Below are 21,290 nucleotides of genomic sequence, written 5' to 3' on the forward strand. Positions count from 1 at the left end.
ATCTTAATCGATATCTCCGTTTTCTTTATTCAGAAAGCTTGGCATCAATGTCCTGGATCTGTTCTTCCAGTTCTTTGATGAAATCTTCCTTTTGTTTGATCTGTTCTTCGATCTCTGCCATTTCCTGTTCCGAAACCAATCCATACAGGGATTCCTGCATTCTCTGGATCTGTTCTTTTTGACGGCCGATCAGATCTTGTTTGCGCTGACGGGCCTCTTTCATGCGGTTGACATGATTTTGTTGCCTCTGGGCATTGGCTTGTCCCAGTCCGTTGAAGTAGGCATCGTTGATTTCACGGAATTCGTTCCAGACTTTATCGTCTTTGTTCTTTCCGCAAGATCCAATGGCTTTCCATTCTACGGCGAGTTCTTTCATGGCTTCTGTGTTGGCACGGGAATAATCTTCCGTGTCTTTGATCTGACGGGCTTTTTCAATCAAAGCCTGTTTTTCTTTTAGATTCTGTGCCTGCTGTTCATGAAGCTGGTCATAGAATTCGTTGCGGCGGGAATAGAATTTCTGACGCGCTGCGTTGAATTCTTCCCAGAGGGCATCGTTTTCTTCTTTGCCCGCAAAACCGGCTTCGCGCCATGCGGTCATCAGATCTTTCAATTTATCGCTGGTCTTTTTCCATTCTACAGAATCTTCCAGTTCCTTTGCCTTGGCAATCAAGTCTTGTTTGATTTGGCGGGCATTGTCAAAGTTCTGGTTCATGGTTTCCCAGGCAGCCTGTTTTTTATCGTAGAAGGCCTGGCGTGCTTTCTGGAATTCTTCCCAGAGGGCATCGTCCAGCTGTCTTCCGGCGCTTGGAACTTTTTTCCATTGTTCAAAAAGTTCCTGCATCTGTGAAGTCGCTTTCTTGAGCTCTTCACTGTGAGAAAGTTCTTCAGCTTTCTTGATCAGCTCGCGTTTTGCCGCTTCGTTTTCTTTCTCGATTTCTTTATACTTGGCATAAAAGGCATCCAAAGCCTGTTCAAAGCGAGTTTTCAGATCTTCTTCATATTCGCTTTCCCAGTAATGGATCTGACGCCATTTTCTTCTTAGCTGGTTGACTTTCTGACTGGCCTGGCGGGCATCTTCTACATCCTGCAGAGCCTGCGCCTCCTGGATCAAAGCCTCTTTTTGTTTGATATCTTCATCCATATCATCGAATTTTTCTTCAAAGTAGTTTTCGTTCATATGTCCACCCCCTACTTTTTACATAAAGAGAGTATATCACAAAACCGTTCTCAGACCAAAAGAATTCGATTTCTTCACCGATTTTTTACGATATATATCAAAAAAAATGGCAATTCCGCCGGGGCCGTGTTTCAATAAAGACAGGTGATTTTATGAATAAGAAAAGTTGTACCTTACAATCATCCAGTGACGGACTGATTTTGGATGCGATCTATATGGAACCTGCCGAAACGATAAAAGGTTCGGTTGTGATCGTGCACGGAATGGCCGAGCATAAGGAACGATACCTTTCTTTTATGGAGTTTCTTTGTCAAAGAGGCTATGCCGTTATGATCTATGACCAGAGAGGACACGGAAACAGCGTACGCTCGAATTTCGACCTCGGGTATTTTTACGAAGACGATGCGGCTTATATACTTCAAGACATTCAGGATGCCGTTTTATTTATGAAGAAGATGCATCCCAAATGCCCTCTATATTTGTTTGCCCACTCCATGGGAACGCTGGAAGCGCGTCTTTATTTAAAGGATAAAGACGATCAAATCGATAAGCTGGTGCTTTCCGGTGCGGTTGCCCAAAATGGATTGGTGGATCTGGCTTTGGTTTTGACCAAGTTTTTAAAGTTTCACTATGGAGACCGTCATCGAAGCAAGCTGATCCACACGCTGGCTTTTGGCGGGTATGACCGTTCTTTTACAGGAGACCAGAAAAACCGCTGGCTTTCCGAAGATCTTCGTAACGTCTTAACGTATAATGAACATCCTAAAGATGGTTTTGTGTTTACATTGAACGGATTTCGTAATTTGTTCTTAATGGTAAAACGAACTTATGATTCAAAAGACTGGCAAGTCAAAAATCCCCATCTGCCGATCTTCTTTGTGGCCGGAAAAGAAGATCCGGTCATTGGTTCCCGGAAACAGTGGGATCAATCCCAGCAGTTTTTGAGCGATCGCGGGTATGATCAAATTTCCTATAAATTTTATGATCATATGCGTCATGAGATCTTGCAGGAAACAAAAAAGGATATCGTCATGAACGATATCCTGAAGTTCTTTGAATCTTAGAGTTCTTTGGCAATCTCACGGGCCACATAGACACCGCTGGCACTGGCATGGCTCAAGGAGTGGGTGACTCCGGAGCAGTCGCCAATCACATACAATCCTTTGTGGCAGGTTTCCAGACGTTGATCGACTTCCACCTGCATGTTGTAGAACTTGACTTCTACGCCATACAACAAGGTATCATCGCTGGCAGTCGATGGACAAACTTCATCCAAGGCATAGATCATTTCGATGATGTCGTCCAGCTGACGTTTTGGGATGACCAAGGACAAGTCTCCTGGCGTAGCTTTCAAAGTTGGCTTGACAAACCCGGAAGCGATACGGCTTGGAGTGGAACGCTGACCGCGGATCAGATCTCCAAAGCGCTGAACGATAACACCGCCGCCTAACATATTGGATAAGCGGGCAATGGATTCCCCATACTGGTTACTCTGGCTGAATGGTTCGGTAAAGTGATTGGAAACCAGCAGGGCAAAGTTGGTATTTTCGGTGTATTTGCTTGGATCTTCATAGCTGTGCCCGTTTACGGTCACGATGCCGTTGGTGTTTTCGTTGACGACAACGCCGCGGGGGTTCATACAGAAGGTACGAACAAGATCCTGGTATTTTTTAGAGCGGTATACGATCTTGGATTCATACAGAGAATCGGTCAGTTCGCTGAAGGTATCGGCCGCCAGCTCAACACGGACCCCGATATCCACACGGTTACTTTCGGTTTTGATTCCCAGACTGGAACATACGCTTTCCATCCACTTGCTTCCCGAACGGCCGGTGGAGATGATACAGCGTTTTCCTTCAAAGCGTTCTTCTTTCATAGAGATGACGGCATAGCCGTTTTCGGTTTTTTCGACCTTCTCGATCGGTGTGTAGAAGTGGAATTCCACGCTTTCCTTTAATTTATCATACAGGTTTCCTAATACGATGTAATTGATGTCCGTTCCTAAATGACGAACGTTGGCTTTCAACAGGTGCAGATTGTGTTGAAGGCATTTTTTGGCAATATCGGTATGTGTATTGACATACAGTTTGGTCTTGGCCCCGCCGTATTCACAGTTGATGGAGTCAACGTATTCCATTAAATCGATGGCCTGCTGGTGACCGACATAGTTATATAAGTCACCGCCAAACTCATTTGTGATGTTGTACTTTCCATCACTGAAGGCTCCGGCACCCCCAAATCCATTCATAATGGCGCATGTCTTACAATGGATACAGGATTTGATCTTTTCACCGTCGATAGGGCATTTGCGCTTTTCTAACGGCCCTCCGGTTTCAAAGATCGCGATCTTGGTATCGGGCTTTTGTTTCAAGAGCTCAAAGGCAGAAAAAATGCCTCCCGGACCGGCTCCGATAATGATTACGTCGTACATAGAAAATCCTCCTTTTTTTCAAACCTCGAGTATTATTCATTAAATCCAATAAAAAGTCAACCAAATTACAGTAAAATTGCACTTTCCAAGGCCAAAACAAACATTTTGTCCATTTCTTTTTCTCTTTGGCTGCTTGTCAATTCTTCTTGGTGGACAAACGAATCGCTAACAGTACAGAGGCAAGCGGCTTTACGATGAAGCTGTTTTGCGTTGTGAAATAGCGCAAAGCTCTCCATTTCGACAGCTACACATCCATTTTCCATGGCTTCAAGCTGGGCGCTGTCATCTTCATGATAGAAGACATCGCTGGAATGAATGCGAATCGTTTTATAATCGATTCCTTGTTCATCGGCACAGTTTTTTAAGATCTCGTTGGTTTTTGGGTCGGGATACTGTATGGATTCGATATCGCCGGACTGTACCATGGCGTAGCTGGATTCGGACCAGGCGCTGTCAACGATCAAGAGGTCGGATACATGAAGATCTTGGGTATAACCGCCGCAGGTCCCGATACGAAGAATGGTCTCTACATCATAATCCTTATAAAGTTCGTAAGAATAGATGCCGATACTGGGCATCCCCATTCCGCTGGCCATGACGGAGATTCGTTTCCCCTTGTAAGTTCCTGTATAGCCGTACATGTTTCGTACACGGTTGAACGGTTCTACATCCTGAAGGTAGGTCTGGGCAATGTACTGGGCTCGCAAAGGGTCGCCCGGCATTAAGACAACAGGGGCAATTTGTCCTTTTTTGGCTTCGTTATGAGGTGTTGGCATAGAATCCCTCCTATCTGTATTTATTATACATGGTTCAAAGGGAGGATGAAAAGAATTGCCTTTCGATCGCGGATTCAAAAAGAACAATTTGAGTTTCCGAAAACTCGTGATATAATGTCATGGATTAAGGGGGTAAATAAAAGAGAAGCGGCAGTCGACTGTTCTCCCCCGAACAGGATCCCCACAATTAGACCGTTTTCTCTTTTTTATTATCTATGAAACAAAAAATCAAAGAGATTCTTGTAGTGGAAGGCAAAAATGACACAAATACTCTGCAGTCTTTTTTTGATTGTGATACGATTGAAACAGGTGGAGACCAGATCAATGAACAAACCATTGAACGCATTCAGGAAGCCATAAAAAAGCGCGGAGTGATCATTTTTACCGATCCCGATTCACCAGGAGAACATATACGGCGTAAGATCCAGGAAAGGGTGCCTGGATGCAAGCACGTTTTTATTGATAAAGAAAAGGCTAGAACGACAAAGAAAGTCGGTGTGGAACATGCTTCCAAAGAAGATCTGTGGGAAGCTTTATCGCACGTTGTTTCCTTTGAAAATGAAGTGGATACTTTGTCATGGGAAGACTTTATTGAGTTGGGACTGACTGGGAAACAAGACAGTGCACAAAGAAGAAACGAAGTATGCCGGCGTTTCCACATTGGTCCCTGCAACGCAAAAACTTGTTTTAAACGACTGAACCAGATGCGTATCACATACGATGAACTAAAGAAAGGATAATTATGCAGCCGATCGCAACGATCAAAAGAACAAGAGAGATCCAGAAAAAATATCAGATCTTCACAAAGAAGAACTATGGACAGAATTTTATCATTGAGCCAAGAGTCGTTGAAAAGATTGCCCAGGCTGCCATCTGTGATCCAGACGAGCTGGTGTTTGAGATTGGTCCGGGAATCGGAGCTTTGACGCAGTTTCTATGTCAGAGAGCCAACCGTGTGATCGCCCTGGAGATCGATGAAAGGCTGCCGGAGATCCTTGGCCGCGAAATCGAAGGCAATCTGGAAGTGATCCTTCAGGATATACTGGAAACGGATATTGATGAATTGATCCGTGAAAAAAGACAAGAGGGACAGAAAGTTGTCTTTGCGAGCAACCTTCCTTATTATATAACGACACCGATCCTGTTTAAGTTGTTTGAGGCCAAAGAGCCTATTGAAAGAATTACGGTAATGATGCAAAAGGAAGTCGGTCAGCGTTTTCTTGCCCGGGAAAAGGACAGTGACTATAACGCATTAAGCGTGATCACGCATTACCGATGCGACGTTAAAAAAGTGATGGATGTATCCCGTCATGTCTTTTCCCCTAAGCCGAATGTGGATTCCATCGTGATCCAGTTTACATTTCATCATCGGTATTCGTTAGAAAATGAAGAACAGTTTTTTGAGATGGTCAAGGCTTGTTTCAAACAGCGCCGCAAGACGATCTATAATAATTTAAATGAATATCTTAAAGATAAAGAAAAAACCGAAGCTGTCTTAGGGAAAGCAGACATCGCTTTGAATACACGAGCTCAGCAGCTTTCTCTGGATGATTTTATACGGTTGTATGGAGCGATGAAATGAAAACCTTGGCGCAGGCAAAAGTAAATCTGGGTCTGGATATCAAAGGGATCCGGGAAGATGGTTATCATGAACTGGATATGATCATGGCTCCGATTTCTTTATATAATGAGATCGAGATCGATCATCATACATACGACCGAATTTTTTGCGATAAGGCCGATCTTCCTGAAAATTCGACCGTGCATAAAGCGTTGTCTTTGGCTCGCGAGACCTTCGGGATCCAGAGCCGTTATGATATCAAGGTATTCAAACACATACCCGATCAGGCCGGTCTGGCAGGAAGCAGTGCGGATGGAGCGGCCATCTTCAAAGCGGTGCTTGAATTAGAAGGGATTTCTGTCCCGGAAAAAAGATTGTTGGAGTTAGGCAAACAGATTGGAGCGGATGTTCCGTTTTGTCTGGTCAATCGAATGGCCAGGGTACAGGGAATCGGAGAAAAGATCCGAAAACTGGATACAGATTGGAAACTTTCCTGTCTTCTGGTCAAACCGCAGACGGGTGTTTCCACCCCGGCGGCCTTTAAAACGTGGCATCAGCTTTCACCACTTTCACTGAATATGGATGCCATAGAAAAAAGTATTCTTTTAAAGGATTATGATCAGCTGATCCAGTCAATGGCCAATGCCCTGGAAAGGCCGGCATTCTTACTGTGTCCGGAGATTCTTTCTTTAAAAGAAGCCATGGAAGCCAGAGGACTGGACCGGGTCATGATGACGGGTTCGGGTTCTACTTTGATGGGCTTTTCTCAGGATCCTATGCTCTTAGAAAAACTTCAAAAACAGTTTGCGAACCAGGGGTATTTTTCCAAAGTCGTAACAATCGGATAGGAGGCATTATGGCAAACTCGATCATTGAGATCATTTTATATATTGTATGTTTTATTCTTAGCTTTTATGCGTTGAGTGCGGTTCAGTTTGACCGCTTCTGCAATGTCCGCAAACCTTCCAAAGTGACATTGTTGATGTTTTTGTGTGCACTGGCGCTGGCCTACTTATGCACGCAGGGGATTCTTCAGCTTACGATCTATAACGGATTAGGAGGATAATATGTTTGAACGCTGGTTTGCCTTGGATATCGGGGCCTATGAGATCCGTCTCTATGATCAAAACCGACATATGGATGCCAAGATGCGAACGGTCATGGCGATGGAAAAAGGAGAACCGATCGCCTTGGGACAAGATGCGTTTTCTTATTTGTATAAGGGTCCGAAAGTGGAGGTCCGTTATCCCATCTGGGAAGATGATATCGATGCCTCTTTGAGCCGGCTTCTAAAAAAATGTTTTGAAAAGCTGGAAATCGGGCAGTCTTTACTGAAGCCATGCATCCTGCTGGCGATCCCGGACTGGTATGATGAAGAACGTAAGCTTTCCATGGAACGAATCTTATTAGACAGCGGAATCAAAAAAGTCCGTTTTATTACCAATACCGATCTATTATGGACCCGGGAAGCCTGTTTTTTGATCCATGCCGGTCATTCTTATACGGAAATGGGAATCTATGTCAACGGCACACGCCGTGCGTATAAAAAAATATCGTTTGCGGGCAGCCGCATCGACGATCAGATCAAAAAGGCCGTAGCGACCAAGACCAACTGCCTGATCACCAGCGAAGATGCCTGTTCTTTAAAACACGCCTGCAGCGATGTGTTCTGGAAAAACCGCAATGCCTCTTTGCAGTGCCATGCCATGGACCGATACCAGCGCTTAGGCCAGATCACAATCAGTGCCTCGGATCTTTGGCCGGCTTTGGAAATGGTGGAAAAACAGATCGTATTATGGGCCAAACAATGTTTCAAGGAACAGTCTTTCGATCTTAAACAGGCTCTTCTTCAAAAGGGGATCCATCTAAGCGGAGGACTGGCACATTGTTTTGGATTGCCGCAGATGCTTGAACAGGCCTTTGGCTGTCCGATCCTGGTCAGCTCGGCACCGGAATACGATATAATCAATGCGATGAAGGAGGAACTTCCATGATCGATGTGCAGTGGATCCTTTTGGCTTTTCTGATCAGTTTGATCTTAACGCCGATCATCAAGAAATATTCTCTTCTGGCCAAGTCGTATGCCAAGGAAAATGAACGAACCGTACACCATGGTCTGATTTCCCGTATCGGCGGGGTCGCCATCTATCTTTCGTTTGTGATCGTGATTTCCTTGTTTATCGAGGTCGACCGTACCATCAATGGGATCGTTCTTGGCGGAAGCATCATGTTTTTTGCCGGCCTTGTCGATGATCTGATCGATCTTAAACCGCGTATCAAACTGGTGCTGGAACTGATTGCGGCCATTACCGCCATCTATTTCGGTGTCAGTGTAGATATCATTCGTCTGCCTTTTGGCATCAGTATCGACATCGGGATGTTCTCGGTTTTATTTACATTGATATGGATCGTAGGCATCACCAATGCGGTGAATCTGATCGACGGACTGGATGGATTGTCCGGCGGTTTATGCGTGATTGTCTTTGTGATCATCGGCAGTATGGGCATCATTGAAAGACGTTTTGACATTATGAGCCTTGCCTTTGTCCTGGCAGGCAGTGTCTTAGGATTTCTTGTCTACAACTCGCATCCGGCCAGCATTTTTATGGGGGATTGCGGATCGCTGTTTCTGGGGTTTATGATCTCTACGATCTCCATCATGGGATTTAAATCCAGTACGATCATGACGCTGGCTTTGCCTGTCTTGATTCTGATGGTTCCTATCATCGATACCTTGTCGGCGATATTGCGAAGGACCTTGAAAGGACAGCGCTTTATGCAGGCGGATAAAAGCCATCTCCATCATTTACTGATGCGTCAGTTTGGCCACCGCAATACTGTCTTGATCATGTGCGGTGTAACTTCTTTGTTTGGGGTCAGCGCCTTTATTTATATGATCAACCGCAACATTGGTTTCTTTGTCATGCTGGCGATCTTGTTTGGGGTCGAGCTTTTTATTGAAAAATCCGGCATGATCTCCAGTCACTATCATCCGTTGACCAGCGTAGGTGCCTGGAGCGTTGCCCAATCTCAAAAGCTTTATAAAAAAATTTCGAAAAAGTAGATGTGATCCTTCATTTTTTGGTCACATCTTTTTGTTTAAATAGAAAATATGGAACCTAAAGAATGGCTCAAACAACACGATCTGTCGGTGCTGGATCAGCTGATCAGGCAGGCGCAGGAACAGGAAAAGAAAATGTTGGAAAGCTTGACGCAAAAAGAAGTCTTTGATTATATGATCTCCAAATTGAATTTCTGTCAGCGTAAAAGGGCTTATTCCTATAAGGAAGTGCTGTCCGGGTGCCGAGTACGCGTGGGCGATATTTGTTTTATTGATTTTGGGCAGGCTTACATCATGGAAATCGGTTATCTGCATTTTGGACTGATCCTTGCCTTTAAGCACAATAAGGCTTTTGTCGTGCCGATGACCGGAAAAATCAGCCGCCAGCCTAAGGATCATTTGTATTCTTTAGGCAATGTTCCTGGGCTGAACAAGGAATCCTGCCTCTTTTTAAACGATGCCAAGTGGATCAATACCGCGCGCATCATTGATATCAAGGGGCATCTGGATCCTTCGGGAAAACAGTTTTGCCGCATCAAAAAAAGTGTGATCGAATGCATTGGAGCCGGAAACAAAGAATGATAGAATAAAGGCATGAAAAAATATGTGGTAGCTTGTTCTGGCGGGCCGGACAGTATGGCCTTGCTTGCGAAAGTGAAGGATCAAAATATCATCGTGGCCCATGTCAATTATCATAAAAGAAAAAGTGCCGATCGGGATGAACATATCGTAAGATCGTTTTGCCAGCGATATGAGATTCCTTTTTTTGTATTGGATCCAGGACATTGTGAATCGGGAAATTTTCAATCGTGGGCACGAAACGTCAGATACGATTTTTTTGTGAGGCTGGCCAAAGAACATCACTGTGATGCGATCCTTGTGGCCCACCAAATGGACGACCATATGGAAACGTATCTTTTTCAGATTCGCCGAAAGATGATGTGCGAGTATTATGGATTGCGTCCGGTTTCTTCCTATAAAGACATCCCGATTCAGCGTCCGTTGTTAGAATGGACCAAAGCGCAGTGTAAAGCGTATTGTGACAAGCAGGGCATCGAATATGGTATTGATGAATCCAATCTGGAAGATGACTATACCCGCAATCAGATTCGCCATCATGTTCTGGAAAAGATGACTTCTTCTGAAAAGGAAGAACTGTTAAAGAGCATTCAGAAAATCAATGAACGTTGGGGAAAAGTACAAAGGAAAACACAGGCGTTTCTCAAAGAATGGGATAGAACGGTCCAAACGCTTCCAGACTGGTATGCTCTGGAAGAATGGATCTATCAGAATACGAAAATGAGGCTTTCAAAAAAAGAGTGCATCGATCTTTTCAAACAGATCCAGAGTGACTGTCTGATCGATCTAAGAGCATATGATTTGGAAAGCCACCAGGGGAAGCTGTATATTCAAGAAAAGAAAGAACCGGTTCATATCGTACTGGATCAAATCGTATATAAAGAATTTGAAAGGTTTAAGTTATGTTCTTCAGGCAAAACGATTGAAGGACTCTTTGTGAAGGAGGAGGACTTTCCTTTAACGATCCGGAATGTTCAAAAAGGAGACAAGATCGAATTGAGATGGGGGACAAAGAAGCTGAGTCGGTTCTTTATTGACCGTAAGATTTCCCGAATCGAACGAAAAAACTGGCTGGTGATCGAAAACAGCCGGCATTTCGTGATATTTGTTCCGGGAATCGGCTGTGATGTCCAACATTTTAGTGTTAAACCGAATTTATTTATGATACAATGAAATTCGTATCTTGAGGTGAAATGAGATGATCGATTCAGGTATTGAGAAGGTTCTGATCAACTTTTCGCAGATTCAAAGCTGTTGTGAGAAGATGGCGAAGACGATTGAATCGTATTCTGTCGATACGAAGGAAGCTCCTCTTCTTGTGGGGCTGTTAAAGGGCAGTGTACCTTTTATGGCGGAACTGATCAAACATATTACGATCCCAGTAGAAATCGACTTTTTGTCGGCACATTCCTATGAAGGGATCCAGTCATCAGGAAAAGTTAAGATCGACAAGGATCTGGATATTTCCTGTTTGAACAGGACAGTATGGATCATTGAAGATATCATAGATACAGGTCGCACCCTTCTGGAAGTCAAACAGATGCTTCTGGAAAGAGGGGCCCAAGATGTAGTCATCGTAACACTTTTGGACAAACCGGAAGGACGAAAAGTACAAATCGAAGCCGACCATGTGGGCTTTACGATTCCCAATGCGTTCGTTGTCGGGTTTGGTCTGGACTACAATGAAAAATATCGAAATTTACCTTATATAGGGGTATTGAAACCAGAAGTATATCTATAGTTAGGAGGAAATCCATGAAAAAGTGGATCAATTATTTGCCCACACTCTTTGTGATCGCGATTGTTCTGTCTTTGTTCTTTTACAGCTCACAGGGATCGACGCGGACAATGAATTATACACAGTTTGAAGATTTGGCCGATGAAGTATCCTTTGGGGACAGTCAGGTGACGATCAGCTCATCGATCATTCGTGTGGAAGGAACCTACAAAGCCAAAGAAGGCTCGACAGGCTACAGCGTCATTCTTCCTTATTCGGAATCCAATATGGAGTGGCTCAATGAAACGCTGACTGAAGATGGCGGCCAGATCACGATCCAGGATCCGAATCAGTCCAGCATCTGGATCACTTTGTTGGGGAATCTTTTGCCATTATTGATCATTGGCGTGTTCTTTTACTTTATGTTTGCACGCATGGGCGGTGGTTCCAGCAACAAAGCCTTTGAGTTTGCCAAATCGAGGGCCCGTGTCGAAACCAACATCAAGACGCGTTTTAAAGATGTAGCGGGCTGTGAAGAAGAAAAAGAAGAAGTCAAAGAAATTATTGACTATTTGAAAAGCCCTAAGAAATTCACCGATATGGGAGCACATATCCCTAAGGGAATTCTGATGGTAGGGCCTCCGGGAACCGGTAAGACCTTGTTAGCCAAAGCGGTGGCCGGGGAAGCCAATGTACCATTCTTTTCCATTTCAGGTTCGGATTTCGTAGAAATGTTTGTCGGAACAGGAGCCAGCCGTGTGCGTGATATGTTTAAAAATGCACAGAAAAGTGCTCCCTGCATCATCTTTATCGATGAAATCGATGCCGTAGGGCGTCAAAGAGGGGCCGGTATGGGCGGCGGAAACGACGAACGTGAACAGACCCTCAACCAGCTGTTGGTCGAAATGGATGGAATGACCGACAACCTGGGAATCGTAGTGATTGCCGCTACCAACCGTCCAGACGTATTGGATCCGGCTTTGTTGCGAAGCGGACGATTTGACCGCCGGGTGACCGTTAACTTACCGGATGTCAAAGGACGTAAGGAGATTCTGGAAGTTCATGCCCGCAACAAGAAGCTTGCCAGTGATGTATCTTTGGAAAGCCTGGCCAAACGGACACCGGGCTTCTCAGGAGCCGACTTGGCCAATGTGCTCAATGAAGGAGCCATTCTGGCGGTTCGAAACAAAGAAAAACAAGTCTCCATGCAGGATCTGGATGAAGCCATTGACCGTGTCATGATGGGACCGGCCAAAAAGAGCAAGAAATATACAGAAAAAGACAAAATGCTGGTGTCATACCATGAAGCCGGTCATGCGGTCGTGGGATTGAAACTGGAAGATGCCGATATGGTACAGAAAGTGACCATCATTCCGCGAGGCGAAGCTGGCGGTTATAACTTAATGACACCGCGGGAGGAAAAATACTTCCACCGCAAGAGTGAGTTTATTGCCCGTATCACAGGCTTGCTTGGAGGGCGGACGGCCGAAGAGATCGTCTTTGGCGAAGTCAGTGCCGGGGCTGTCAACGATATTGAACAGCTGACCAAGATCGCCAAGAATATGGTTCGCGTTTACGGAATGTCTTCTTTAGGACCGATCCAGTATGCCGACCCGCAGGGAAATGTATTCCTGGGACGCGATTATACGCAGGGAAGCTCTTATTCGGACGGCGTGGCCGATGAAATCGACAAGGAAGTTCGTGCCATTGTGGACGAATGTCATAAAAACTGCCGCAAGATTTTGATGGAAAATCGAAATCTCTTGGATTTGATCGCGCAGAACTTGTTTGAAAATGAAACGCTGACCAATGAAGAGATCAACAATTTGATGAATTACGGAACCATTGAAGGCCCTGAGGCCGAAAAGAAAGAAGAAGTGCAGGAAGAAACTTCGAAACAGGAAGAAGTTCCGCCGGTACCGAAACCGGCCATCGATCAAAAAGATATCGATGATGCGCTCAATGAATTGACAAAAAAGAAAGACTAAGACGTGTTAAGCGTCTTTTCTTTTGGAGGACGATATGAAAGATACTTTATGTAAAGCTTTAGTGTGTCAGGATCACATCCGGTTGTATCTGGTCAAAACGACCGACCTTGTCCAGGAGGCAAGAGATCGGTTCGATCTGTATCCGTGTGCCTGTGCGGCCCTGGGACGGACCTTATCGGTGGGTTCCCTGATGGGAAGCATGCTTAAGGATGATAAAGAGATGTTGACTATCTCCATCAACGGACACGGACCGATTGGTTCGATCATCGTGGATGCCTATCACGATGGAAGTGTCCGCGGGTTTTGTTCCAATCCGCATGTGGATACGGAGTTTAAGGAAAACGGAAAGCTTAATGTCGGAGCGGTTGTGGGGAATCAGGGAACTCTGACGGTCACAAAAGATCTCAGCATGCAGGAGAACTTTTCCGGAACGGTGGAACTGGTCAGCGGAGAGATTGGGGAAGATTTTGCCTACTATTTTACGAAAAGTGAACAGACACCGACCGCTGTCAGCGTAGGCGTCCTGGTGGATCCTAGCGGCAATGTGATCAGTGCCGGTGCCTTGATCCTTCAGGTTTTGCCGGATGCCACGGATACCGATGTCTCTATCTGTGAACATGTTTTGGAAGGATTGAAGCCCATGAGCACTTTGATTCGCGAATACGACGATTCTTCTTTAGAACAGCTGGCCAAGGATATGTTTGAAGACGCCCATGTTCTGGAAACAAAGGATGTCTGTTTTTCTTGCCCTTGTTCCAAACAGAGAATGGAACAGGCTTTATCGACCTTACGAAGCCAGGATCTTCAAGCGATGATCGAAGAAGACCATGGTGCCAAAGTAACCTGTAATTTCTGTAATGAACGGTATGAATTCACAGAAGAAGAGCTAAGAAAGATACTGGATGGACGCAATGAACCAAAAGCTTAAGATCGGCGATGTTTTGATCGACAATCCGGTCATTGTGGCCCCTTTGGCCGGTGTCAGCAACCTTGCGTTTCGAAGAATATCCAAAATGTTTGGGGCTGGCCTTGTCTGTAATGAGATGGTTTCCGATAAAGCCATCTATTACGCTTCCAAGAAAACTTTCGATATGTGTAAAACGGACCCGGATGAACATCCGGTCAGCTTTCAGCTGTTTGGTCATGATGTGGACACGGTCGTGTATGCGGCGAAGTTTCTGGATACAAAAACAGACTGTGACATCATTGATTTCAATATGGGCTGCCCGGTCAACAAGGTGATCAAGGCGCAGGCGGGAAGCTATTTGATGAAGGATATTGACTATGCCAAAGATCTGATGGGTCATGTCGTTCAGGCGGTTTCAAAACCGGTGACCGTAAAAATGCGGATAGGATTTGACAAAGATCATATCAACTGCGTAGAGCTGGCCCAAGCTTTGGAAGAAGCCGGTGTCAAAGCTATTACCGTGCATGGTCGGACCCGTTCGCAAATGTATGAAGGGAAAGCCGACTGGACGTATATCAAAAAAGTTAAGGAGGCCGTAAGAATTCCGGTGATCGGAAACGGAGATGTACGAAGCGTGGAAGATTTTCATCGCATGATGAATGAGACAGGGTGCGATGGGGTCATGATCGGAAGAGGGATCATCGGAAATCCGTTTTTGATTCAGGAGTGTGTGGATTCTCTATGTGGAGAACATCATGAGTTTTCCATCGAAGACCGAATTGAAATCTGTTTAAAACATGCCCAGGGTCTGATCGACACCAAGTCAGAAACGATCGCCATCCGTGAGATGCGGGGACTGGCTTCCTGGTATCTGAAGGGACTGCCGCATGCCCGGGAATTTAAAAACCAGTGTTCTTCGATGAATACCCTCCAGGATCTTAAAGAGATCTTAAATGAATATAAGAAAACGATAAGGCCGTAACGGCCTTTTTTACAGTTCATCAAAATTGTGTAATCGTTATCATTTTCTTAAAAAAGTACCTTTTCTCTGTTCGGAAACCGTTGTAGAATAAAAAGTGACTAAGGAGGTTCGAATTATGGACCATAAAAAAACACAGGCTTTTTTCGAAGGCCGCGAATTACGAGCTTATAATATTTTCGGAGCCCATGTAAAACCAAAATCAGTGGAATTCAAGGTGTGGGCACCGCACGCCCAGTCAATTTCGGTTGTGGGAACGTTTAATAACTGGGACGATAAGAAAAATGTGATGAAAAAAGATGACCAGGGAATCTGGTCTTGTACGGTTAGAAATGCCAAAGAAGGCGATTCTTATAAATACCGTGTTGTTCGTGCCAATGGGGATGTGATCGACAAGGTCGATCCTTATGCCTTTTACAGTGAACTTCGTCCCAACAACGCCAGTATCATTTCTTCTTTGAAGTTTGATCAATGGGAAGATCAGGAATGGATGAAGACAAGAAATAAGGGATTTGATTCACCGGTCAATATTTATGAAATGCATGTCGGCAGCTGGATCAAGGACGAAGACATGGAAGATTTTGTACATTACGATCAAATCATTCAGGAACTGATCATTCATTGCCAGCAGAAACATTATACCCATGTGGAAGTCATGCCGTTGAATGAGTATCCTTTCGATGGTTCCTGGGGCTATCAGTGTACAGGATATTTCTCCAGCACTTCCCGCTACGGAACCAACGATCAGCTGATGCACTTTGTCAACGAGCTGCACAAGGCCGGCATCGGAGTGATCATGGACTTTGTACCGGTTCACTTTGTACGCGATGATTATGCACTTCGTCTTTTTGACGGGACGCCAACCTATGAATACGACAAAGAAGAAGACGCCAATTCTCAATGGGGGACATTGAACTTCAACCTTTGGAAAGAAGAGGTACGATCTTTCTTGATGAGTGCCGCCAACTTCTGGCTGGAAGTTTATCATTTTGACGGCTTGCGTATGGATGCCATCAGTAACGCGATCTACTGGCACGGAAATAAGAACAACGGGGTCAATGAGGGAGCCTGTGATTTCATGAAGCGTATGAACTATATGCTCAATGAAGCGCACGAAGGCAAGATCATGTTGATTGCCGAAGATTCAACCGATTTTCCAAATGTCACCAAATCGACCTTTGACGGCGGTCTGGGATTTGACTATAAATGGGATATGGGCTGGATGAACGATACTCTGGATTATTTAAAACGAGATCCAATCTACCGTCAGTGGCATCATTATGATTTAACGTTCTCTATGGCGTATTTCTATTCGGAACGTTTTATCCTTCCGTTCAGTCATGATGAAGTCGTGCATGGAAAATGCACGATCGTAGATAAGATGTGGGGAAGCTATGATGACAAGTTTGCCCAGGCCCGTGCTTTGTATGTTTATATGTTTACGCATCCGGGCAAAAAACTGAACTTTATGGGCAACGATATCGGACAGCTTCGTGAATGGGATGAACAAAAGAGCTGTGACTGGTTCTTGCGCGAATATCCGATGCATGATTCCTTTGAACGGTTCTTTGAAGATCTGGGCAATCTATATGTTTCCAACGATGCCTTCTGGAACAAAGATTATGACTGGTCAAGCTTCCAGTGGATCGATGCCGATAACAAATCACAGAATTTGTTCTCTTATATCCGCCGCGGAGAGAAAAAAGATTATGTTGTGATCTTGAACTTCTCGACCAATGGATACGACCACCAGCAGTTTGGTGTACCAGACAAAGGTGTTTATAAAGAAGTTGTGAATACACAATGGAAAAAATATCATGGAACGTGGGCCAATGAAGAACCGCAGGTTCGTCATTCCATTCGGGTCCCTCGCCATAATCAGCCGTATATGATTGAAATCAATGTACCGGCGTTAGGGGCTGTGGTATTTGAAGTTGAAAAATAAAAAGCTGTGTGAAACCTCGGATCAAAAGAGGTTTCACACAGCTTTTTTATTCGATATAACGAGGTGTGACGATCATGGTGTATGCCAGGATCAAAGCTAAGGTATCAAAAAGAGTCCCCAATACAGGGACTAGGATCCATAAAGAATCCTGGCTGAATAAAATAGGAAATCCAATCAGAATGAATATGCTTCCATAAGTGATCCAACATTTTCCTAAGGCTCGGTTGTAGCCTTTGATATCTTTGACTTTGGGCGCTTTGTCATTGGCCCAGAATCCCATTGGCTTTTTCGACTGTCTGCAGAAGATGCCTATACCTATAAAGAAGATTCCGCAAAGACACCATATACAAAATGCGATCATCAATGTCATATTGTTCCCTCGAATTTATTTTACAGCTTTTTATAGGAATCGCAATGAGGGAGGATCTTGGAATAATGAACGGTGAGTGTTCAAGCCAAAGAAAAGATAGAGGGAAGTGTATCAATAAATCATGTTTTTTTACTTTTTCTTAGGGAAATGTGTTAAAATCTAAATATTGAAAGGGGTTACAGACATGAAAAAACAAGCAGGCATACTATGCCCTTTGTTTTCTGTACCAGGAAACCAGGGGATCGGAGATTTCGGATCCAAAACGTTGAAAATGATCGATTGCATCGCCCAGGCGGGATATAAAGTGTGGCAGATGCTGCCGCTGCAGGTGACCGGTTTTACGCATTCGCCTTACCAGAATCTTTCCAGCTTTGCCGGTGATCCGATCTATATCAATATCGATCGGTTGGCGGAGATGGGCCTTTTGACGCAGAGTTCGATCGTAAACTGTAATAAATTTAAAAACCGCGTGGACTACAATGAAGTCCGCGATTTTAAGACAAAATATTTTGAGAAAGCGTTCAAGACCTTTAAAAAGAATTTTTCTTCGTTTCAAAAAGAATACGAAGAATTTTTAACGAGGGCGTTCTGGCTGGAAGACTGGGTCACTTACCAGCTGTTTCACGATCTTCATGACGGGATCTGCTGGAACGAGTGGGATGAAGAATATCGGGATTATCCGAAGAATCATGATATCGATCTGGAAGATTACCAGGAACAGCTGGATTATTACCGATTCTTACAGTTTATCTTTTACAGTCAGTTTGATGAAGTGATTGCCTATGCGCATAAAAAAGGGCTGGAGCTCATGGGCGATGTTCCTTTTTATGTGGACTATGACAGTGCCGATGTATGGGCTCACAAGGAATTCTTTTTGTTGGATGAACAAGGAGATCCTGAGTTTGTGGCTGGGTGCCCGCCGGATTATTTCAGCGAGACCGGACAGCGCTGGGGGATGCCGATCTATGATTTTGAGGCTCAGGAAAAAGACGGCTTTTCTTTCTGGTGTGACCGGATCCGCTGGACCAATCACTACTTTGACAAGATCCGCATCGATCATTTCCGAGCTTTTGATACTTACTGGAAGATCCCGGCGGATTGTCCCACAGCCATTGAAGGAAAGTGGATCATCGGACCGCAAGGGAAACTGTTGGATGCCATTTTGGCGACCAGTCCGGAAGTGGATCTGATTGCCGAAGATCTGGGCATCATTCGCAAAGAAGTGACAGAGCTGGCCGATGCGTACCATATTCCGGGCATGGAAGTGTTACTGTTCAAGATGGAAGCCAAACTTTTAAAGAAGCCGGTATCTTCCAACAAGGTTCTCTATACGGGAACACACGATAACGCAACTCTGATGCAGGAATACGGACAGTATGATTCAAACCGGCGAATCTCCTTACGGCGCTTTTTCAAAAAGAAGGGTTATACGGAAAGAGCTTTCTATGACATCGTTTGTCATTTTGCATTGGATACCCCTGCCGATCTGGTGATTCTTCCGGTATGGGATATCTGCGGATACAAAGAAGAGGCAAGAATCAATCTTCCAGGCACATTGAGTGATCAAAACTGGACATGGAAATTGAAAGATTTTAAATCGTTTCCTGAAGAATTGATGAAGACCCGAGAATGGATCAAAAAGGCAGGTCGTTAGACCTGTTTTTTGGAGGTGGAATATGTTACTGATCAAGGGAGGGGATCTTTATTCCCCAAAACATGTAGGAATCAGAGATCTTCTGATTTCACAGGGGGTAGAAAAAATCGGGACGCATCTTGATATGGATTGTGAAGTGATCGATGCCGAAGGGAAACTGGTGACACCAGGACTGATCGATCGTCATATCCATGTGATTGGCGGTGGCGGAGAAGGTGGGTTTCTGACGCAGAGTTCAAGGGTCGAACCGCTGGATCTGATTCAGGGCGGTCTGACCAGTGTCGTTGGCTTACTGGGAACGGACGGAATCACAAGAAATGTGGATAATCTGGTTGCCTACGCGAAAGCTTTAAAAGAATACGGATTTTCGGTCTACTGTATGACCGGCTCTTATGGCTATCCTCCTGTTACCCTGACGGGTTCAGTGGGGAAAGATATTGTGTTTATTGATGAAATATTGGGCTGTAAACTGGCGTTGAGCGATCATCGATCCAGCCATATTTCTTATGATGAATTGCTTCGTTTAGCCAGTGAGGTCAGGACAGCGGGCATGATCGGAAAAAAAGTGGGATGCCTGACACTGCATATGGGCGATGAGCCTTATGGTCTTGACCAGGTTTTTGAGATCTTAAAGAAGACGTCAGTCCCTGTCAAGACCTTTCAGCCGACGCATATATCACGAAATGAAAAACTCTTTGAGCAAGCTTGTGAATTTGCGAAACAGGGAGGTACGATCGATTTGACATGTGATGATCCAGAAAGGACAGCGCAGGCTCTTGAAAAGGCCATGGAAAGAAAGGTTCCCTGGGATAAGATCACAATCAGTTCCGATGGTCAGGGAAGCTGGTCACAATATGATAAAGCAGGTAATCTGATCAAGATTGGGACCAGTCCGGTGGATTCAATTTATAAACAAATCAAGTATTTATGTCAGAAAAAATCCATGGAATTTGAGAAAGCTTTAGCTTTGGGGACGATCAATGTAGCCACGGCATTGGAACTGTACCCGAAAAAAGGATCGCTTAAAGAGCATAGCGATGCCGATCTTCTAATTTGGAACAGAGATCTGAGCCTGGATACCGTCATTGCGAAAGGCAAAGTGCTGATGCGTTCTGGATCACCGGTTGAATGATATAGTCTGTCATGATATCGTAAAGGATATGAAGTTAAAAGCTTTAAAATGCGCATTTCCCTATACGATTCCCATCATGACAGGCTTTTTATTTTTGGGCATGTCTTATGGAATCTATATGCATGTTTCCGGGTTTAGTTTCTGGTATCCTATGTTGATGGCCATGACCATTTTTGCCGGCAGTGTTGAATTTGTCGCCGTGAATCTTTTATTGGGGGCCTTTGATCCTCTGCAGGCTTTGATCGTGACCTTGGTTCTGAATGCCCGGCATATTTTTTATGGCATTTCCATGTTGGATAAGTTCAAGTCGACAGGACTCAAGAAACTGTATCTGATCTTTGGCATGTGTGATGAATCGTTCTCCATAAACTATACAGCCGATATTCCAGATGATGTCGACAAAGGATGGTTTATGTTCTTTGTGACGCTTTTGAATCAGATCTACTGGGTGACCGGGGCGACTTTAGGTGGTCTGTTTGGCTCTTTGATTTCTTTTAACACAGAAGGGATCGATTTTGTGATGACCGCCATGTTTGTGGTGATCTTTCTGAATCAGTGGTCCAAGGAGAAAAGACATTTCAGTTCTTACACCGGACTGATCGTTTCGTTTGCGGCTCTAGTTTTCTTTGGAGCGGACAATTTTATGATCCCTGCCATGGCGATGATCCTGATCATTTTGTCTTTGGCAAGAAAAAAGGAGGGATCTTCATGACGTTAATGGAACAGATCGTGACGATATCGATGTGTGTATTGGGAACGATGCTGACAAGATTTCTTCCGTTTCTGATCTTTCCGGACAATAAAGAAACACCAAAATATATCCAGTATTTAGGTACGGTGCTTCCGGGGGCCTTGTTTGGGTTATTGGTGGTCTACTGTCTGCGGAATGTCAGTCTTTTTGATGGGAACCATGCCGTTCCGGAGATCCTGGCGATCGGATTGACCGTTATTTTGCACAAATGGAAAAAGAACATGCTGGTATCGATAGCTTTTGGAACCATCTTTTATATGTT

The 21,290-nt window shown here is 44.5% G+C and carries 22 protein-coding genes; 18 read left to right on the forward strand and 4 right to left on the reverse strand.

Annotation, left to right across the window (positions count from 1 at the left end):
* Positions 1–25: 25 nt before the first annotated feature.
* Positions 26–1,177, reverse strand: coding sequence for a DUF349 domain-containing protein (locus Q0K03_RS04215; RefSeq protein WP_297238057.1), 1,152 nt, complete (start codon positions 1,175–1,177; stop codon positions 26–28).
* Positions 1,178–1,329: 152 nt separating this feature from the next.
* Here Q0K03_RS04215 and Q0K03_RS04220 point away from each other — a divergent pair, with 152 nt between their 5' ends.
* Entirely contained in the window at positions 1,330–2,241 is a 912-nt protein-coding gene (locus Q0K03_RS04220) for an alpha/beta hydrolase (RefSeq protein ID WP_297238059.1), read from the forward strand.
* On the opposite strand, the gene Q0K03_RS04225 is transcribed toward Q0K03_RS04220, so the two are convergent.
* Both Q0K03_RS04225 and deoD read right to left on the reverse strand, forming a co-directional pair.
* Positions 2,238–3,608, reverse strand: coding sequence for an FAD-dependent protein (locus Q0K03_RS04225; RefSeq protein WP_297238061.1), 1,371 nt, complete (start codon positions 3,606–3,608; stop codon positions 2,238–2,240). The genes Q0K03_RS04220 and Q0K03_RS04225 overlap by 4 nt on opposite strands.
* 65 nt (positions 3,609–3,673) lie before the next feature.
* Positions 3,674–4,384, reverse strand: coding sequence for a purine-nucleoside phosphorylase (gene deoD / locus Q0K03_RS04230; RefSeq protein ID WP_297238063.1), 711 nt, complete (start codon positions 4,382–4,384; stop codon positions 3,674–3,676).
* Between the two features lie 215 nt (positions 4,385–4,599).
* Between deoD and rnmV the strand changes: the two genes are divergently transcribed.
* From rnmV to glgB, 13 genes are all read left to right on the forward strand, one after another.
* The gene (rnmV, locus tag Q0K03_RS04235; RefSeq protein WP_297238065.1) at positions 4,600–5,124 is read left to right on the forward strand and encodes a ribonuclease M5; all 525 of its coding nucleotides are present in this window, start codon (positions 4,600–4,602) and stop codon (positions 5,122–5,124) included.
* Entirely contained in the window at positions 5,124–5,966 is an 843-nt protein-coding gene (gene rsmA, locus Q0K03_RS04240; protein WP_297238097.1) for a 16S rRNA (adenine(1518)-N(6)/adenine(1519)-N(6))-dimethyltransferase RsmA, read from the forward strand. The genes rnmV and rsmA overlap by 1 nt, the downstream gene beginning before the upstream one ends.
* Positions 5,963–6,793 carry a 4-(cytidine 5'-diphospho)-2-C-methyl-D-erythritol kinase gene (ispE, locus tag Q0K03_RS04245; protein ID WP_297238067.1) on the forward strand — a complete coding sequence of 277 codons (831 nt, stop codon included), beginning with the start codon at positions 5,963–5,965 and terminating at the stop codon, positions 6,791–6,793. The genes rsmA and ispE overlap by 4 nt, the downstream gene beginning before the upstream one ends.
* 8 nt (positions 6,794–6,801) lie before the next feature.
* Positions 6,802–7,011 (forward strand): DUF1146 domain-containing protein, encoded by a 210-nt coding sequence (locus tag Q0K03_RS04250; RefSeq protein WP_297238069.1) that lies wholly within the window; start codon positions 6,802–6,804, stop codon positions 7,009–7,011.
* A gap of 1 nt (position 7,012) precedes the next feature.
* Positions 7,013–7,939: a rod shape-determining protein gene (locus Q0K03_RS04255; protein WP_297238071.1), complete on the forward strand. Its 927-nt coding sequence runs from the start codon at positions 7,013–7,015 to the stop codon at positions 7,937–7,939.
* The gene (locus tag Q0K03_RS04260) at positions 7,936–9,009 is read left to right on the forward strand and encodes an MraY family glycosyltransferase (protein WP_297238073.1); all 1,074 of its coding nucleotides are present in this window, start codon (positions 7,936–7,938) and stop codon (positions 9,007–9,009) included. The genes Q0K03_RS04255 and Q0K03_RS04260 overlap by 4 nt, the downstream gene beginning before the upstream one ends.
* A gap of 48 nt (positions 9,010–9,057) precedes the next feature.
* Entirely contained in the window at positions 9,058–9,588 is a 531-nt protein-coding gene (locus Q0K03_RS04265) for a hypothetical protein (protein WP_297238075.1), read from the forward strand.
* A 12-nt stretch (positions 9,589–9,600) separates the two neighbouring features.
* Positions 9,601–10,758: a tRNA lysidine(34) synthetase TilS gene (tilS, locus tag Q0K03_RS04270; protein ID WP_297238076.1), complete on the forward strand. Its 1,158-nt coding sequence runs from the start codon at positions 9,601–9,603 to the stop codon at positions 10,756–10,758.
* Between the two features lie 25 nt (positions 10,759–10,783).
* A complete protein-coding gene (hpt, locus tag Q0K03_RS04275; protein ID WP_297238078.1) occupies positions 10,784–11,326 on the forward strand; it encodes a hypoxanthine phosphoribosyltransferase in 543 nt (180 codons plus the stop codon).
* A 14-nt stretch (positions 11,327–11,340) separates the two neighbouring features.
* A complete protein-coding gene (gene ftsH, locus Q0K03_RS04280; protein ID WP_297238080.1) occupies positions 11,341–13,290 on the forward strand; it encodes an ATP-dependent zinc metalloprotease FtsH in 1,950 nt (649 codons plus the stop codon).
* Between the two features lie 34 nt (positions 13,291–13,324).
* The gene (gene hslO / locus Q0K03_RS04285) at positions 13,325–14,218 is read left to right on the forward strand and encodes an Hsp33 family molecular chaperone HslO (RefSeq protein ID WP_297238082.1); all 894 of its coding nucleotides are present in this window, start codon (positions 13,325–13,327) and stop codon (positions 14,216–14,218) included.
* A complete protein-coding gene (dusB, locus tag Q0K03_RS04290; protein ID WP_297238084.1) occupies positions 14,202–15,179 on the forward strand; it encodes a tRNA dihydrouridine synthase DusB in 978 nt (325 codons plus the stop codon). The genes hslO and dusB overlap by 17 nt, the downstream gene beginning before the upstream one ends.
* Before the next feature lie 115 nt (positions 15,180–15,294).
* On the forward strand, positions 15,295–17,121 hold the full coding sequence (glgB, locus tag Q0K03_RS04295; RefSeq protein ID WP_297238086.1) for a 1,4-alpha-glucan branching protein GlgB: 1,827 nt from the start codon (positions 15,295–15,297) through the stop codon (positions 17,119–17,121).
* 46 nt (positions 17,122–17,167) lie between these two features.
* On the opposite strand, the gene Q0K03_RS04300 is transcribed toward glgB, so the two are convergent.
* Positions 17,168–17,491 carry a hypothetical protein gene (locus Q0K03_RS04300; protein ID WP_297238088.1) on the reverse strand — a complete coding sequence of 108 codons (324 nt, stop codon included), beginning with the start codon at positions 17,489–17,491 and terminating at the stop codon, positions 17,168–17,170.
* A 184-nt stretch (positions 17,492–17,675) separates the two neighbouring features.
* Between Q0K03_RS04300 and malQ the strand changes: the two genes are divergently transcribed.
* From malQ to Q0K03_RS04320, 4 genes are all read left to right on the forward strand, one after another.
* A complete protein-coding gene (malQ, locus tag Q0K03_RS04305) occupies positions 17,676–19,145 on the forward strand; it encodes a 4-alpha-glucanotransferase (protein ID WP_297238090.1) in 1,470 nt (489 codons plus the stop codon).
* Positions 19,146–19,167: 22 nt separating this feature from the next.
* Complete coding sequence (iadA, locus tag Q0K03_RS04310; protein WP_297238091.1) at positions 19,168–20,277, forward strand: beta-aspartyl-peptidase; 1,110 nt, start codon at positions 19,168–19,170, stop codon at positions 20,275–20,277.
* Between the two features lie 28 nt (positions 20,278–20,305).
* Entirely contained in the window at positions 20,306–20,989 is a 684-nt protein-coding gene (locus Q0K03_RS04315) for an AzlC family ABC transporter permease (RefSeq protein WP_297238093.1), read from the forward strand.
* On the forward strand, positions 20,986–21,290 hold a 305-nt coding region (locus Q0K03_RS04320; protein WP_297238095.1), incomplete at its 3' end, for a branched-chain amino acid transporter permease. The genes Q0K03_RS04315 and Q0K03_RS04320, both read left to right, overlap by 4 nt.

The sequence above is a fragment of the uncultured Faecalicoccus sp. genome, from assembly GCF_944327125.1.
Taxonomy (GTDB): domain Bacteria; phylum Bacillota_I; class Bacilli_A; order Erysipelotrichales; family Erysipelotrichaceae; genus Faecalicoccus.